This window comes from Pseudomonas sp. P7548, assembly GCF_013386585.1.
Taxonomy (GTDB): domain Bacteria; phylum Pseudomonadota; class Gammaproteobacteria; order Pseudomonadales; family Pseudomonadaceae; genus Aquipseudomonas.
The window spans coordinates 136,100-150,584 of the sequence record NZ_JACARO010000013.1 but is presented as its reverse complement, the minus strand read 5'-3'; the positions used below and the strand labels follow the sequence as shown (position 1 = coordinate 150,584).

13 protein-coding genes are annotated in these 14,485 nt (G+C 63.4%); 5 read left to right on the top strand and 8 right to left on the bottom strand.

Features of this window, described 5'->3' with window-relative positions; genetic code table 11:
* Nucleotides 1-7: 7 nt before the first annotated feature.
* Together HX803_RS06915 and HX803_RS06910 are read right to left on the bottom strand one after the other, a co-directional pair.
* On the bottom strand, nucleotides 8-820 hold the full coding sequence (locus tag HX803_RS06915) for an AraC family transcriptional regulator (protein ID WP_178919755.1): 813 nt from the start codon (nucleotides 818-820) through the stop codon (nucleotides 8-10).
* A gap of 45 nt (nucleotides 821-865) precedes the next feature.
* Complete coding sequence (locus tag HX803_RS06910; RefSeq protein ID WP_178919754.1) at nucleotides 866-1,768, bottom strand: arginase family protein; 903 nt, start codon at nucleotides 1,766-1,768, stop codon at nucleotides 866-868.
* Between the two features lie 493 nt (nucleotides 1,769-2,261).
* Between HX803_RS06910 and HX803_RS06905 the strand changes: the two genes are divergently transcribed.
* The 4 genes from HX803_RS06905 to HX803_RS06890 all read left to right on the top strand — a co-directional run bounded on the left by HX803_RS06905 (nucleotide 2,262) and on the right by HX803_RS06890 (nucleotide 8,016).
* Nucleotides 2,262-3,668 (top strand): NAD(P)/FAD-dependent oxidoreductase, encoded by a 1,407-nt coding sequence (locus HX803_RS06905; RefSeq protein WP_178919753.1) that lies wholly within the window; start codon nucleotides 2,262-2,264, stop codon nucleotides 3,666-3,668.
* Nucleotides 3,658-4,920: an NAD(P)/FAD-dependent oxidoreductase gene (locus HX803_RS06900; protein ID WP_178919752.1), complete on the top strand. Its 1,263-nt coding sequence runs from the start codon at nucleotides 3,658-3,660 to the stop codon at nucleotides 4,918-4,920. Before HX803_RS06905 ends, HX803_RS06900 begins: the two co-directional genes overlap by 11 nt.
* Nucleotides 4,917-6,332, top strand: a complete 1,416-nt coding sequence (locus HX803_RS06895) for a glycerol kinase (protein ID WP_176996533.1) — start codon at nucleotides 4,917-4,919, stop codon at nucleotides 6,330-6,332. Before HX803_RS06900 ends, HX803_RS06895 begins: the two co-directional genes overlap by 4 nt.
* Before the next feature lie 208 nt (nucleotides 6,333-6,540).
* The gene (locus tag HX803_RS06890; RefSeq protein ID WP_178919751.1) at nucleotides 6,541-8,016 is read left to right on the top strand and encodes an amino acid permease; all 1,476 of its coding nucleotides are present in this window, start codon (nucleotides 6,541-6,543) and stop codon (nucleotides 8,014-8,016) included.
* A 102-nt stretch (nucleotides 8,017-8,118) separates the two neighbouring features.
* Here the strand turns inward: HX803_RS06890 and HX803_RS06885 are convergent, their stop codons facing one another.
* Nucleotides 8,119-8,898 carry a DeoR/GlpR family DNA-binding transcription regulator gene (locus tag HX803_RS06885; RefSeq protein WP_176996535.1) on the bottom strand — a complete coding sequence of 260 codons (780 nt, stop codon included), beginning with the start codon at nucleotides 8,896-8,898 and terminating at the stop codon, nucleotides 8,119-8,121.
* A 112-nt stretch (nucleotides 8,899-9,010) separates the two neighbouring features.
* Between HX803_RS06885 and HX803_RS06880 the strand changes: the two genes are divergently transcribed.
* Nucleotides 9,011-9,367 carry a DUF1937 family protein gene (locus tag HX803_RS06880; protein ID WP_178919750.1) on the top strand — a complete coding sequence of 119 codons (357 nt, stop codon included), beginning with the start codon at nucleotides 9,011-9,013 and terminating at the stop codon, nucleotides 9,365-9,367.
* Nucleotides 9,368-9,456: 89 nt separating this feature from the next.
* Here the strand turns inward: HX803_RS06880 and urtE are convergent, their stop codons facing one another.
* The 5 genes from urtE to urtA all read right to left on the bottom strand — a co-directional run bounded on the left by urtE (nucleotide 9,457) and on the right by urtA (nucleotide 14,384).
* Nucleotides 9,457-10,146 carry an urea ABC transporter ATP-binding subunit UrtE gene (gene urtE / locus HX803_RS06875; protein ID WP_138815132.1) on the bottom strand — a complete coding sequence of 230 codons (690 nt, stop codon included), beginning with the start codon at nucleotides 10,144-10,146 and terminating at the stop codon, nucleotides 9,457-9,459.
* Nucleotides 10,147-10,156: 10 nt separating this feature from the next.
* Nucleotides 10,157-10,915, bottom strand: coding sequence for an urea ABC transporter ATP-binding protein UrtD (gene urtD, locus HX803_RS06870; RefSeq protein ID WP_025855702.1), 759 nt, complete (start codon nucleotides 10,913-10,915; stop codon nucleotides 10,157-10,159).
* Entirely contained in the window at nucleotides 10,912-12,063 is a 1,152-nt protein-coding gene (gene urtC, locus HX803_RS06865) for an urea ABC transporter permease subunit UrtC (RefSeq protein WP_178919749.1), read from the bottom strand. Before urtC ends, urtD begins: the two co-directional genes overlap by 4 nt.
* Before the next feature lie 10 nt (nucleotides 12,064-12,073).
* Nucleotides 12,074-12,991, bottom strand: a complete 918-nt coding sequence (urtB, locus tag HX803_RS06860) for an urea ABC transporter permease subunit UrtB (protein ID WP_176996539.1) — start codon at nucleotides 12,989-12,991, stop codon at nucleotides 12,074-12,076.
* Nucleotides 12,992-13,175: 184 nt separating this feature from the next.
* Nucleotides 13,176-14,384, bottom strand: coding sequence for an urea ABC transporter substrate-binding protein (gene urtA, locus HX803_RS06855; protein WP_178919748.1), 1,209 nt, complete (start codon nucleotides 14,382-14,384; stop codon nucleotides 13,176-13,178).
* Nucleotides 14,385-14,485: the final 101 nt, after the last annotated feature.

Sequence of the window (14,485 nt, the reverse complement as noted above, 5' to 3'; positions counted from 1 at the left end):
AATAAACTCAGCGCCAGCGACCCGGCGTCACGCCAAAGCTTTTCTTGAAATGCCGGGTGAAATGGCTGAGGTCGGCAAAGCCGCTGGCACTGGCTACATCCGTGGCGGGCACGCCGTCGCGCAGTAGGTGCAGGGCCAGGTTCAAACGGTATTGATTGCGCCAGGCATGGGGTGCCAGGCCGGTTTCGCGGCTGAACAGGCGCGCCGCGTGAAAGGTCGACAAGCCCACCTCACCCGCCAGTTCACTCAAGGTCAGGGGCTCGGCCAGGTCGCTCATCAAGCGCGCCTTGAGGGTCTCGACACGCGCCGCATCGCGCAGCACCTGTGCCACCGGAGGACGCTGCCCGGCATGGCGGATCAACAGGGTGGACACCGCATCGAGCAACGCGTGCTCGGCGCCAAGGGCGTCGTCCGGCTGCTGCAGGGCGCGGTGGGCCCGCAGCATTTTGCGGGTCAGGTCGGGGTCACGCAGGATGTCGTCGCGAAACCACGGCAGGTCGCACGGGCGGTCGCACAGGTCATTCATCACCTGTTGCACGAAGTCGATCGGCAGGTAGAACACCCGGTATTGCCAGCCACCGTCCATGGCCGGCGAACCGGTGTGCACCTCACCCGGGTTGAGCACCGGCACGCAGCCCGCATCGGCCACGTGACGGCTGCCACGGTAGTCGTAACGCTGGGCACCGGCTTCGATCACCGACACGGTGTAGGTGTCGTGCCAGTGCGCCGCGAAACGCTGTCGATGGTAGGTGGCACTCAGCAGGTCGGCGTCCGGCAGGATCGGCGAACGCCAGTACCTCACGGAATCGGCGGTGGTCATCGGGCAGCCCTCCTCTGAGCAAATACCGAGCACCGCCACCACCGATCAGGCTTTGCCGAACGGTGCGAGCGCCCTGGCGATGGTGCCGGCCAGGCCGCGACCACTGAGGTGGCCCGGGTCCATGTCGGGGTTGTAGATGGTGAATTGAATGCCAATGGCCTGTGGCGACTGCATGGCGGTGCGCAGCGTGGTGGCCAGGTCGTCCCAGGAGAAACCGTCCGGCTGCGGGTGGTCACAGGCCCACATGATGCCCTGGTCCAGCACGTCGACGTCGACGTGAATCCAGAAACCTTCCGGGCCGTCGACACGGGTCAGATGGGCCACCGCTTCTTCAGCAGCAGTTTGCGTGCCGAGTATGCGCACTTCGTTGCGGTTGAACGCCAGCAGGTCTTCGGGGATCGGCTGGCAACGGTTGCGGGCCTGGATCGCACCGTCGCGGTAGCCGAACAGCACCACATCGTCGTCACGCAACAGCGGGCGGCGGCCTTCAATATCGGCCACCACTGCCGGGCCACGGCCGGTGGCGTAGCCCAGGTCACTGGCCGAGGCAGCGCCGGAGATCGGGTTCTTTTCGGCCTCATAGAAGTCTGCATGACCGTCCAGGTAAAACAGCCCGAAGCGCCCACGGCGGCGCAGCGCCAACAAGGTGCCCAGCAGGATCGAGCAGTCGCCGCCGATCACCACCGGGAACTCGCCCTTGTCCAGCACCTCCCCGACGGTGTTCGCCAGGGTGATGGAGTATTCGTTGATGGCGTGGGGGTTCATGATCTGGGTTTCCGGGTCGCGCTCCTCGCGCCACGGTGGCGACTCCACGCGGCCGGCATGGCGCGCGCCCAGCCGCTCGGCCAGGCCGGCCTTGAGCAGCGCATCCGGCATGCGGGCCACGCCCAGGTGAGTGGGGATATGCCCGAGCACGGACGGGGCTTCAATGATTGCGAAGTTACGCATGGAACATCCTCTCTGGTGTGTTCAACGGCAAGGCGGCTGGTTTTTATCGATGTGCCGCTACACCGTGACCTTCGCAGGGAGTGCGCCAGTGTTGGTTTTAAACGTGGGTATTGGTTTTTTTAACCGCCCTTTCGGTCATTTATCAACGGTTATTTGACCGAATCACTTTTGCTCCAAAATATCACCACGCACCTTAGTTGCCCTGCAACTTAGTCATAGTGGGTACACAACTAAGCGAACGCCTCACTTGAGTGCACTTGTAACGTTACTTCGCCCCACTGTGTCGCAAAGTAGCAGTGTTAAAACGTTCAATAACCCTCGCAGAAAACCAATAAAACCAATGCTCTATAGGTTTAAGGCGTGCTTTATCCTTTTATGACCGAATAGAGCGCCTTAAAAACAACAACCCCACACTCAATACCTCGACTGGCACAGTCACTGCTCCGTTACCGGCATTCAAGTCACGTTATCGACACAAGGACTACGCCGCACAATGAGCCCATCATTTGCCCATCCCACCGACATTTATGATGTCGCTATCATCGGCGCCGGCGTCGTGGGTTGCGCCATGGCGCGGCGCTTCACCCTCGAAGGGGCACGGGTGCTGTTGCTGGAAAAAGGCACCGACATTCTCTCGGGTGCGAGCAAGGGCAACAGCGCCATCTTGCACACCGGTTTCGATGCGCCGACGGGCAGCCTCGAGCTGGCGTGCATGAAAGCGGGTTACCAGGAATACCTGGAGATCCATGGGCACATGAACCTGCCGCTGCTCAAGACCGGCGCCATGGTGGTGGCGTGGAGTGACGACGACCTGGCCAAGCTCGATGGCATCCTGCAACAGGCCCATGAAAATGGCGTGGCCGATGCTCACCTGATCGGCCCAAAGCAGCTTCAGCACGCCGAACCCCACCTGGCCCACGGTGCCCTGGGGGCCGTGGCGGTGCCGGGGGAATACCTGATCGACCCGTGGTCCGCGCCCCTGGGTTACCTGCAACAGGCCATGGCCCACGGCGCCCGCGTGCACACCGCCACCGAGGTCGAGGCCGGGCACTTTGACGGCCAGGCGTGGCAGCTCTGCACCTCGCGCGGCAGTTTTACCGCCAACACCGTGATCAACTGCGCCGGGCTGTTCGGCGACCACTTGGAACACCGCCTGCTGGGCGACAGCACCTTCAGCATCCACCCGCGCAAAGGCCAGTTCGTGGTGTTCGACAAGGCCGCGTCCGCCCTGCTCGGCAACATCATCCTGCCGGTGCCCAACGAGCGCACCAAAGGCATCGTCATCACCCGCACCGTCTTTGGCAACCTGCTGGTGGGGCCCACCGCCGAAGAACAGGACGACCGCGTTCACGCCGGCCTGACCCCCGCCATCCTCAACCAATTGATCGACGCCGCCGTGGCACGCATTCCGGCGCTGGAGGGCATGCCGGTGACCGCCACCTACGCCGCCCTGCGCCCCGCCAGCGAGAAGAAGGAATACCGCATCCATGAAGTGGCCGGGCAGCAGTGGATCACCGTCGGCGGTATCCGCTCCACCGGACTGACGGCGGCGCTGGGCATTGCCCGGCATGTGTTCGAGCTGTACAGGCAGCGCGTCCAGCACGCGCCCGTCACGCACCTGAGCTGGCCGCACTTGCCCAACCTCGCCGAGCACCTGCCACGGGACTATCAGCAGGCGGGCTTTGGCGAAATCGTCTGCCATTGCGAGTGGGTCACCTCGCGGGAAATCCAGGCCACCTTCGCCAGCCCCCTGCCCCCCGGCGACCTCGGTGGCCTCAAGCGTCGCACCCGTGCATGCATGGGCCGCTGCCAAGGTTTTTACTGCGGCGCCCGCGTGGCCGAACTGAGCGCCGGGCACCTCGCACTGCCACTGGCCACAGGAGCCGCCCATGAAGACTGAGTACGTAGACGTGGCGATCATCGGCAGCGGCCCGGCCGGCTTGTCGGCCGCCGTTGAACTGCGCCGCCAGGGCGTGGACAACGTGGTGGTGATCGAACGCGACAGCGTGGCCGGTGGCGTGCCGCGCCATTGCGGCCACCCGCCGTTCGGTGTTCGCGAATACGGCCGCCTGTATACCGGGCCCGACTATGCCCGCCGCAACGTCGCCGAAGCCCTGGCCGCGGGTGTGCACCTGCGCCTGGGCCACACCGTGACCCAACTGGGCCACGGCGGTTGCCTGCAGCTGGTGAACGACGACGGCGCCTTTACCCTGCAAGCCAAGCGTGTGCTGCTGGCCACCGGCGTGCGCGAGAACCCGCGCTCGGCGCGCCTGATCGGCGGTGACCGGCCTCTGGGGGTGATCAACACCGGTGCCCTGCAAGCCTACCTGTACCTGCAACACCTCAAGCCGTTCGAACGGCCGCTGATTGTCGGCACCGAACTGGTGAGTTTGTCCTCGGTGTTCAGTTGCCGCCGTGCCGGGATCAAGCCGGTGGCGATGATCGAGTCGAACTTCCGTGCCACCGCGCGTTGGCCGTTGTCGCTGTTCCCATGGCTGTGCGGCGTGCCGGTGCATTACGGTGCCGAGCTCTTGGAGATCCACGGCACCGGTCGTGTAGAGGCCGCCAGCGTGCGCCTGGCCAACGGGCAAGTGCAGCGCCTGGCCTGCGACGGCGTGTTGCTCACCGGGCAGTTCCTGCCGGAAGCCAGCCTGGTGCGCCAGAGCCACTTGATGCTGGACCCGGGCAGCCGTGGCCCGGTGATCGACCAATACGGCCGCTGCTCCGACCCGGCCTACTTCGCCGCCGGCAACCTGCTGCGCCCGGTGGAAACCGCCGGCTGGTCGTGGCGCGAAGGGGCCCGCGTGGCACGCCTGCTGGCCAAGGACCTGCGCGGTGAAATCCCCGCGGCCCACCGCACCCTGGCCATCCGCTGCCGCCCGCCGCTGAAACTCTGCGTGCCGCAACGCTTTGCCCCGACCGGCGTGGCCGGCCTTGAACACCTGCAGTTGCGCGTCAGCACCGCCTACGAAGGCGAACTGACGGTGTATGCCGACGGTGTGCCGATCTGGAGCAAGGCCCTGGCCTGCCTGCCGGAACGACGCATCCTTATCCCCATCGCCGCACTCAAACTCAACGCCCGTATCACGCAACTGGATGTCGACTTTGTCGGCCATGAACACCCCGCGCCGAACAAAGGAGAAACGCCATGAGAATTGCCGCCCTGGACCAAGGCACCACCAGCACCCGCGTGCTGGTGGTCAGCGATGACGGCTCGGCCGATATCCAGCTCGCCTTGCGCCACCAGCAACACCACCCGCAGCCGGGCTGGGTCGAGCATGACCCGCTGGAGCTGCTGGCCAACCTGCAACGCTGCCTGGAGTCCACCGGGCGCGTGGATGCCATCGGCCTGGCCAACCAGGGTGAAAGCTGCCTGGCATGGGACGCGATCACCGGCAAACCGCTGTCGCCGGTGATCGTCTGGCAAGATAACCGCACCGGCCCGGCCATCGAACGGCTGCGCGCCGAAGGTGGCGAAGGCCTGACCCTGGCCCGTGCCGGGCTGCCGCTGGACCCGTACTTTTCGGCGAGCAAGCTGAGCTGGATCATCAACCACCTGCCCGCGGCCCAGCAGGCGCTCAAGGCCGGACGCCTGCGCCTGGGCACCAGCGATGCGTGGTTTCTCGACCGCCTAACCGGGGTGTTCGCCACCGATGTCACCACCGCGTCGCGCACTTCGCTGATGAACCTGGCCACCGGGCAATGGGACGCCGAACTCTGTGAACTGTTCGGGGTGCCCATCGAGACCCTGCCGCCGATTCTCGACACCGTCGGCCATTTCGGTGAAATCGGCGCCACGCCGGTCACCGCCGCCGTGGTCGACCAGCAAGCCTCGTTGTACGGCCACGGTTGCCGTAAGGCCGGCGATGCCAAGATCACCTTTGGCACAGGGGCGTTTGCCCTGACCCTGACCGGTGACGAGATCATCCGCGCCCCGGATAAAGGCCTGCTCGCCACCATTGCCTGGCAGATCGACGGCAAGCCGGTGTACGCCATGGACGGCGGCGTGTACGACGCCAGCGCCGCCGTGGAATGGGCCGGCCGGTTGGGCCTGTTCAGTGACTTTTCCGAACTGGCCGGCTTCGACCAGCCCCCGGCGATTGCCCGCCAGCTGGCGTTCGTGCCGGCATTGTCGGGCCTGGCCTGCCCGCACTGGGACCGCAGCGCGGCCGCCTTGTGGGTGGGTATGCACGGCGGCACCACGCGCCAGGACATGTGCCAGGCCGTGCTGGAAGGTGTGGCCCTGCGCAGTGTCGAGGTGATCAGCGCCATGGACCAGTTCCTCAGCGTCACCGACCGCCTGTCCATCGATGGCGGCCTGGCGCGCAGCCCCTATTTCGCGCAGTTCCTCGCCGACGCCTTGCAACGGTGCATCGTGACCCAGCGTTTCGACGAACTCACCGCCTTTGGTTGTGCAGCACTGGCCGCCCGTGGACTGGGCAAAACCCTGGTGGCACCGCGCAACACCTGCACCGAGTTTCACCCCAGGGTCAGCGCGGCCACCGCCCGCGCGTGGAGGGACACCTTCAGCGACGCGGTCAGCCGCTGTCGCACCTGGCGCTAGCCGCAGGCAACCGGTGACAACAGGCAGGTTGTCACCCGCTACACCGCCAGGGAGTTGACCGGCTCACAACGCCGAAAAAGGCAAAACCACAACAAAAAACACGCTGGCATATGAAGTGCGTCACCCCGTCGGGCCCCAGGCGTCTCAGGTTGCCCTGTCAACCCGTGCGCCGAGCCTTGTCCTGTGCATTTTTGAAGGAGACATTCCCATGTCTGACACTCTTTCGAGTCCGCAAACCGTTTTACCCGATAAAGGTGCCGACAGCGGCACCGGCTACAAGGAACAGTTTGAACGCTCCCTGGGCAAGTTCGAATCCTTTGCCGTGGCGTTTTCGTTTATCTCGATCACCACCGGGCTGTTTTCCACCTACGGTTCGGTGCTGGTCTCCAGCGGCCCCATCGGCATGTGGACCTGGCCCATCGCAACCCTTGGCACCCTGCTGGTGGCGCTGGTGTTCGGGCTGCTGGCGAGCAAGATCCCGCTGTCCGGTTTCAGCTACCAGTGGGCCAGTCGCCTGGTCAACCCGGTGCTGGGCTGGTGGTTTGGCTGGATGAGCTTCGCGTTCATCGCCGTAGTGCTGCTGGCGGTGGACTACGGGCTGGCCCAGGTGGCGCTGTTCCCCTTGCTGGGGCTTGAGTACTCCCCGGCGGCGGGCGCCATCACCACCGTGGTGGTGCTGTTTATCCAGATGCTGCTGATCATTTGGTCGACGCCGATCCTGACCAAGATCAACAACATGGCCGTGGGAGCGGAAGTGATCGCGATGATCGGCCTGATCGTCGGCATCGGCATCGCCGTGACGTTCTTCGGCAAGGGCCAGGCGTCCAACCTGCTGTCCACCGGCATTGCCCCCACCGAGCATTACTACGGCTGGCTCGGCCCGTTCATGCTCTCGGGCCTGCTCGGCGCGTTCACCCTGGTGGGTTGGGAAGCGGCGGCCAACCTGGCCGAAGAGACCCTCAACCCCAAGCAGGTGGTGCCTCGAGCGATGGTCCACGCGGTACTGGCCAGTGGCGTGATGGGCACGTTGTTCCTGATGGTGATCGGCATGGGCCTGGGCGATCAGGTGGCCGAGTTGAGCAAGAGTTCGGCACCGGTGGCAGACGTGATCCGCATCACCCTGGGTGAAACCCTGAGCAAGCTCATCCTGTTGGTGGTGTGCGTGGCGATCTTTGCCTGCGGCCTGGTGATCATGACCAGCAACAGCCGCCTGGTGCACGCCATGGCCCGCGACGGGCGCCTGCCATTCGCCGAAGCCTTGAGCTACGTACCACGCCCCACCGGCGGCCCGCTGTGGGCGACCATTGTGGCAGCGCTGATCCCGATGATCATTGTGCTGAGCTTCTACAGCGACCCCGATGCCCTCACGCAAATCCTCGGTGCGGCCACCCTGCTGCCGGCCCTGCTCTACAGCGCCACCGTGCTGCTGTACATCGGCACCCGCCACAAACAGCTGCACCACGCCGACGATTTCACCCTGGGCAAATGGGAGTGGCCGGTGGTGGTTGGCGCGTGCCTGTGGCTGTTCGTGGAGCTGTGCGTGTTCATGATCCCGGCGGACTTTCGCGTGGCGCAGATGTACGTGCTGGGCCTGATCGCGGTCGGCGCCGTGGTGTTTGCCTGCGTGTGGGTCACCCGTCGCAAGCAACTGGAACAGATGCCGCCGATCCAGCATTACCTGTAAGCCACACCCCCTTTCGCCCACCTGATACGGCAGAGGCTGCACCCCAGCCTTGCGGCATCCGGCTGCGCGCGATTCCTCGGCTGCCCCTGGGCAGCCGGGGGTTTACCAATCGGTTTTCGGAGTGACCTGCGCCTCATGCACGTCCACATTGGCCCGCGCCAACGCACTGCCCAGCTCGCCCACCGGCTTGCGATCGATGATCAAGCGGTCGATGCGTTCCAGGGGAAACACCTGGAACAACGCACTGCGGCCGAGCTTGGACGAGTCGGCGATCACCGTGAGGTAGCGCGCCCGGGCAATCATCGCACGGGCGATCTCGGCCTCTTCGATGGAGAAGTCGAACGCACCGTCCACGCTCAGGGCACCGATGGTGACCACCGCGTGCTCGGCGTTGAAACGGGCGATCTGCTCCAACGCCAGGGGCCCGCTGTTCTGGTTGGATTCGGGGCGGTACTCGCCACCGATCATGAACACCCGGTTGCCACTGGCACCGATGCTGTCGGCGATCTGCAGGGAATTGGTGATTACCGTGATGCGGTTGAGCCGTGCCAGTTCGCGGGCGAAAAACAAGGTGGTGGTGCCGGTATCGATCAGCAGGCTGTCCCCCGGCGAATACAGGCCGGCGGCATAGCGCGCCACTGCGCGTTTTTCCTGGGAGAACTCGTTCATGCGGGTCTGAAACGCGTTCTCGTGTTCGCCCCGGGGCGGCAACGAGGCCCCGCCATGGAACTTGGTGACCTGGCCGCTATCGGCGAGGTCCGCCAGGTCGCGGCGGATGGTTTCCTGGGAGGCGCTGAGGGTACGGGCCAGTTCGTCGACGGAGATGCGCTCGCGCTGGCGAAGCAGTTCAAGGATGTGCTGGCGGCGCTCGTTGGGGCGCATGGCGATCTCCGTGTCGGTGTTGAGGTGACGGCAAAATTAAGTGGATTCGGTCACCAATTCAACAGATAAACCACAACTTTTTATTCATTCATCAAAAAAAACAGAGGTATTTATGCGCAAGATTTTTCTCGCCTGCCCTTACAGCCACGCCGACGCGGCCGTGGTCGAGGAACGGTTTATCGCCTGCAACACGGTCGCGGCCGGGATTATCGAGGCGGGTCATGCCGTGTTCAGCCAGGTGTCGATGTCCCACCCGATCAACCAGGCGTTCGTGGGCAAGGACAACGCAGCCATCGGCAAGCTATGGGCGCCGGTGGATGCGGTGTTCATGGAATTGCTCGACGAGCTGATCGTGCTGGACCTGCCGGGGTGGGAATTGAGTGGGGGGATCAAGCGCGAGATCGCGTTTTTTGAAGCCAGGGGGCGTCGGGTAAGCCTGTGGTCGAACGTTGCAGCACAATTCACCTGACCCTGACGGCTAATTCCTATCCCCCCTGTAGGAGCCGGCAAGCCGGCTCCTACAGGTCCAACCCACCAGCAATAAAGGTGGGTGGTGGGTCAGACGGACAGGTAGCGGCTGATGGTCGCCTCGTCCACGCGGTCGCGGGTCTCTTCGATCACGAAGCGGCCCTTCTCGATGACGAGGAAGCGGTCGGCAATTTCCAGGGTGAAGGACAGCACCTGCTCGGACACCACGATAGTCAGGTCCCGCAAGTTGCGGATCTCCTTCAAGGTGCGGGCGATGTCCTTGATGATCGACGGCTGGATGCCCTCCGTCGGTTCATCGAGCAACAACACCTTGGGGTTGGTCGCCAGCGCGCGGGCGATTGCCAGCTGCTGTTGCTGCCCACCGGACAGGTTGCCGCCCTTACGCGACTGCATGTCGTGCAGCACCGGAAACAACGCATACAGATCCTCCGGCACCTTGCCCCGTGCCGAGGCCGGCAGGCCGGTCTGGATGTTTTCCAGCACGGTCATGCTCGGGAAAATCATGCGGCCCTGGGGCACATAGGCGATGCCCCGCTCCACCCGCTCGTGGGTTTCCAGCGCCGACACATCGTGCCCGTCCACACTCACCTGGCCTTTCCATTGCGGCAGGATGCCCATCAGGCTCTTGAACAAGGTGGTCTTGCCCATGCCGTTGCGGCCCATTACCGCGACAATCTCGCGCTTGGCCACGTTCAGGTCCAGGTCGTGGAGGATCTGGCTCTGCCCGTAGCCGCAGGACAACTGGTCGATCTTGAACATGCCTGCTTCCTCAGTGGCCCAAATACACTTCGATGACTTTAGGGTTGCTTTGAACCGACTCCATGCTGCCCTCGGCCAGCACCTTGCCCTGGTGCAGCACCGTGACCTTGTGGGCGATGCTTTTGACGAACTCCATGTCGTGCTCGATCACCAGCACCGAACGGCCCTGGCTGATGCGGTTGAGCAACTCGGCGGTCTGCGCACGTTCGTTGACACTCATGCCCGCCACGGGCTCGTCGAGCATCAGCAGCTCGGGGTCTTGCATCAGCAGCATGCCGATCTCCAGCCACTGCTTTTGCCCGTGGGACAACAGATCGGCCTGCTGTTGCAGCAAGTCGCCGAGGAAGATCTCCCGCGCCACCTCCTCCACCCGGGCGATCACCTGGGCGTTGCGCTTGAAGAACAGCGCGCCCCACACCTTGCGCCCGGCCGGGTAGGACATCTCGAGGTTCTCGAACACCGTGAGGTTTTCGTAGATCGACGGGTTCTGGAACTTGCGCCCCACGCCTGCACGCACGATGTTGTATTCGCGCATTTTGGTCAGTTCCTGCCCGTCGAACTGGATGCTGCCGCTGGTGGCGCGGGTCTTGCCGCAAATCAGGTCGAGCACGGTGGTCTTGCCGGCGCCGTTGGGGCCGATCACCACGCGCACTTCATTGCGGTCGATATACAGGTTGAGGTTATCGACGGCCTTGAAGCCGTCGAACGACACGGTGAGGCCTTCGATGGCCAGCACCGGTTTTTTCATCTCAAAACCGACGGCAGTCATGGCTGGGTCTCCAGGATTTTGGTGTTGGCCTTGGCTTTGACCGGGGCTTTCGCCACCGGTGTGCGCCGCAGCAGTTTGGCCAATGCCTGGCGGCCATGGCTTTCCCACAACCCGGCCAGGCCGTTGGGGAAGTACATGACCACGGCAATGAACAGCCCGCCCATCAGGTACAGCCACAGTTCGGGGAACGACTCGGAAAAGTAGGTCTTGCCATAGTTCACCAGCAACGCGCCATACACCGCGCCCAGCAGCGACATGCGCCCGCCCACGGCGGCAAAGATCACCATCTCGATCGACGGCACGATGCCCACGAACGACGGCGACATGAAGCCCACCTGCAAGGCAAACATGGCCCCGCCAATCGCCGAGAACGCAGCGGCCACGCAGAACACGAAGATCTTGAAGCTGGCCACGTCATAGCCGGAAAAACGCACGCGCTCTTCCTTGTCGCGCATCGCCATCAGCAACCGGCCGAGCTTGGACGCGAGGATGAAACGGCCAATGAAGATGCAGCCAAACAGCAAGCCCGCGTTGATGAAGTACAGGATCAACTTGGCGCTGTCGGTGCGCAGGTCCCAACCCAGTAGGGTCTTGAGGTCGGTGATGCCGTTAACCCCGCCGGTCAGGCCTTGCTGGCCGACGATCAGCACGGTGAGGATCAGTGCAATTGCCTGGGTGACGATGGAGAAATACACATCCCCCACCCGCCGTTTGAACAACGCCAGGCCGATCACGAACGCCAGCAAGACCGGCACGGCGATCACCGCCACCAGGGTAAAGCTGAAACTGTGGAACGGCTGCCACAACAGCGGCAGTTCGGTGATCTGGTTCCAGTCCATGAAGTCCGGGATGCCGGGGGTGGACTGGATCTTGGTGCTCTCCGGGTCCGATGCCTCCAGCTTGAGGAACATCGCCATGCAGTAGCCGCCGACGCCAAAGAACACGCCCTGCCCCAGGCTGAGAATGCCGCCGTAGCCCCAGCACAACACCAGGCCCACCGCAACGAACGCATAGGTCAGGTATTTGCCGACCATGTTCAGGCGGAACGCGTCCAGGGTCAGGGGGAATACCACCAGGATCAACAGCGCCAGCAGCACGATGCCGATCAGGTTTTGCTGGCCGCCCAGCAGCTTGTCTAAAGCCTTCATCTGCTCGCCTCTACTTGCGCACTTTGATGGAGAACAACCCTTGCGGGCGCAGCATCAGGATCAGGATCACCGAGGACAAGGTGAGTACCTTGGCCATCGAGCCACTGAGGAAAAACTCCGACAGCGATTGGGTCTGGGCAATCACGAACGCCGAGGCGATGGTGCCGAACAGGCTCTGCGCACCGCCGAACACCACCACCAGGAAGGTGTCGACGATGTACTGCGAACCCGCCGTGGGCCCTGTGGAGCCAATGGTGGTGAACGCCGCGCCCGCCACCCCGGCCACGCCGCAGCCCAGGGCGAAGGTCATGCGGTCGACCTTGCGCGTATTGATCCCCACCGCCCGGCTCATCAGGCGGTTCTGCACCGTGGCGCGCACCTGCAAGCCCCAGCGCGAGCGGTAGAGCATGATGAAGATCGCACCGGTCAGCAGCAGGGTCAGGCCCATCATGAACAGGCCGTTGCGCGGGATCTCGATGGCGTCGGTGAAGTTCACCGAACCCATCAGCCACGCGGGCGGTTCGGCGCTGACTTCACGGGCGCCAAACACCGAGCGAAAGGTTTGCTGCATCACCAGGGACAGGCCCCAGGTCGCCAGCAAGGTGTCCAGCGGGCGCTTGTACAAGCGGCTGATCATCGCCCACTCCACCAGCCAGCCGATGGCGCCGGCAACGAGGAACGACAGGGCGATGGCAAAGAAGAAGTAATAGGGTTGGAAGCTTGGCGCAAAATGCGCGGTGAGGCTGGAACACACGTAGGTGGTGTAGGCGCCGATGGTCAGGAACTCGCCGTGGGCCATGTTGATCACGCCCATCTGACCAAAGATGATCGCCAGCCCCAATGCCATCAGCAACAGCACGCAGAACACGGACAAGCCGTTGAACCCCTGCATTGCCGCGATGGCTCCAAATTCCGATAGCCATTCCATGATGATGGTCTCCTGAGAACCAGGTGATAATTGAAATGCGGTCTGCTGTTGATTTATGTGGGAGCTGGCTTGCCTGCGATGCAGACACCTGGGTCTTTCGGTGACACAGAGGTGATGCAATCGCAGGCAAGCCAGCTCCCACACAAAGCCCGTTCCCACAAGTGGATCGGTGTGTTGCGCAGGGTTATTGGTAGCCTTTGGGGAACGGGTTCGGCTCGATCAGATCCGACTCGTAGATCACCTTGAACTGGCCGTTGGGCTGCACTTCGCCAATGCGCGACTTGCTCCACAGGTGATGGTTCTCGTGGATCTTCACGTAGCCTTCCGGCGCGGTTTTCAGTTCGATGCCCGGGGATGCAGCGACGACCTTATCCACGTCGAAACTGCCGGCCTTCTCCACCGCGGCTTTCCACAGCCATGGGCCGAGGTAGGCGGCCTGGGTCACATCGCCGATCACCGCGTCCTTGCCATACTTGGCCTTGAACGCTTCGACGAAGGCTTTGTTGTTCGGGTTGTCCAGGCTCTGGAAGTACTTCATCGAGGCATAGAAACCGGCCATGTTTTCGCCGCCGATGCCGAGCAGTTCGTCTTCGGTGACCGACAACGTCAGCAAGGTCTGCTTGGACGCGTTCACGCCGGCCGCGTTGAGCTGTTTGTAGAAGGCCACGTTGGAGCCGCCCACCACCGCTGCAAACACCACATCCGGCTTCTTCAGCTTGACCTTGTTGATCAGCGAGCCGAACTGGGTGTTGCCCAGTGGGTAGTAATCTTCGCCGACCACGGTGCCGTGCAGCACGTTTTCAATGTGCTTGCGCGCGATCTTCATCGAGGTACGCGGCCAGATGTAGTCCGAGCCCACCAGGTAGAAAGTCTTGGCGCCTTTGGTCTTGGCGATCCAGTCGAGGCTGGCGAGGATCTGCTGGGTGGCTTCCTGCCCGGTGTAGATCACGTTTTTCGACTGCTCCAGGCCTTCGTAGAAGGTCGGGTAGTAGAGCAAACCGTTTTCTTTCTCGAAGATCGGCAGCACCGCTTTGCGCGACGCCGAGGTCCAACAGCCGAACACGGCGGCGACCTTGTCGTTGACCAGCAGCTTTTTGGCTTTCTCGGCGAAGGTCGGCCAGTCGGACGCGCCGTCTTCCTGGATCACCTTGATCTGCCGGCCGAGGATCCCGCCCGAGGCGTTGATCTGCTCGATGGCCAGGCGCTCGGCCTGGATCGAACCGGTTTCGGAGATGGCCATGGTGCCGGTGGCCGAGTGCAACTGACCGACGGTGACTTCGGTAGGGGTCACGGCCAGGCCTTCGTTATCGGCCAGCACGCCCTGGCTGAACAGAGCGGCCGCCAGCAATGACAAGGCCAACAGCGGTGTGGAGCGGATCAATCGGTGTGCCATGGGGCGACTCCTCTGCAATGAGGGGTCCAGCATGGCGGCAGGGGGCCAGCGCGGGTATACGCAGCCTGACGTAAGCGGGTACGTCATTTGACGTATGCCGC

Excerpts from the sequence above, each read along its gene's own strand:
- urtA (WP_178919748.1), bottom strand. The coding sequence starts at position 14,384 with ATGGCACACCGATTGATCCGCTCCACACCGCTGTTGGCCTTGTCATTG.
- urtD (WP_025855702.1), bottom strand. The coding sequence starts at position 10,915 with ATGACTGCCGTCGGTTTTGAGATGAAAAAACCGGTGCTGGCCATCGAA.
- HX803_RS06905 (WP_178919753.1), top strand. The coding sequence starts at position 2,262 with ATGAGCCCATCATTTGCCCATCCCACCGACATTTATGATGTCGCTATC.
- urtE (WP_138815132.1), bottom strand. The coding sequence starts at position 10,146 with ATGTTCAAGATCGACCAGTTGTCCTGCGGCTACGGGCAGAGCCAGATC.
- HX803_RS06900 (WP_178919752.1), top strand. The coding sequence starts at position 3,658 with ATGAAGACTGAGTACGTAGACGTGGCGATCATCGGCAGCGGCCCGGCC.
- HX803_RS06890 (WP_178919751.1), top strand. The coding sequence starts at position 6,541 with ATGTCTGACACTCTTTCGAGTCCGCAAACCGTTTTACCCGATAAAGGT.
- HX803_RS06910 (WP_178919754.1), bottom strand. The coding sequence starts at position 1,768 with ATGCGTAACTTCGCAATCATTGAAGCCCCGTCCGTGCTCGGGCATATC.
- urtB (WP_176996539.1), bottom strand. The coding sequence starts at position 12,991 with ATGGAATGGCTATCGGAATTTGGAGCCATCGCGGCAATGCAGGGGTTC.
- HX803_RS06880 (WP_178919750.1), top strand. The coding sequence starts at position 9,011 with ATGCGCAAGATTTTTCTCGCCTGCCCTTACAGCCACGCCGACGCGGCC.
- HX803_RS06915 (WP_178919755.1), bottom strand. The coding sequence starts at position 820 with ATGACCACCGCCGATTCCGTGAGGTACTGGCGTTCGCCGATCCTGCCG.
- urtC (WP_178919749.1), bottom strand. The coding sequence starts at position 12,063 with ATGAAGGCTTTAGACAAGCTGCTGGGCGGCCAGCAAAACCTGATCGGC.
- HX803_RS06895 (WP_176996533.1), top strand. The coding sequence starts at position 4,917 with ATGAGAATTGCCGCCCTGGACCAAGGCACCACCAGCACCCGCGTGCTG.
- HX803_RS06885 (WP_176996535.1), bottom strand. The coding sequence starts at position 8,898 with ATGCGCCCCAACGAGCGCCGCCAGCACATCCTTGAACTGCTTCGCCAG.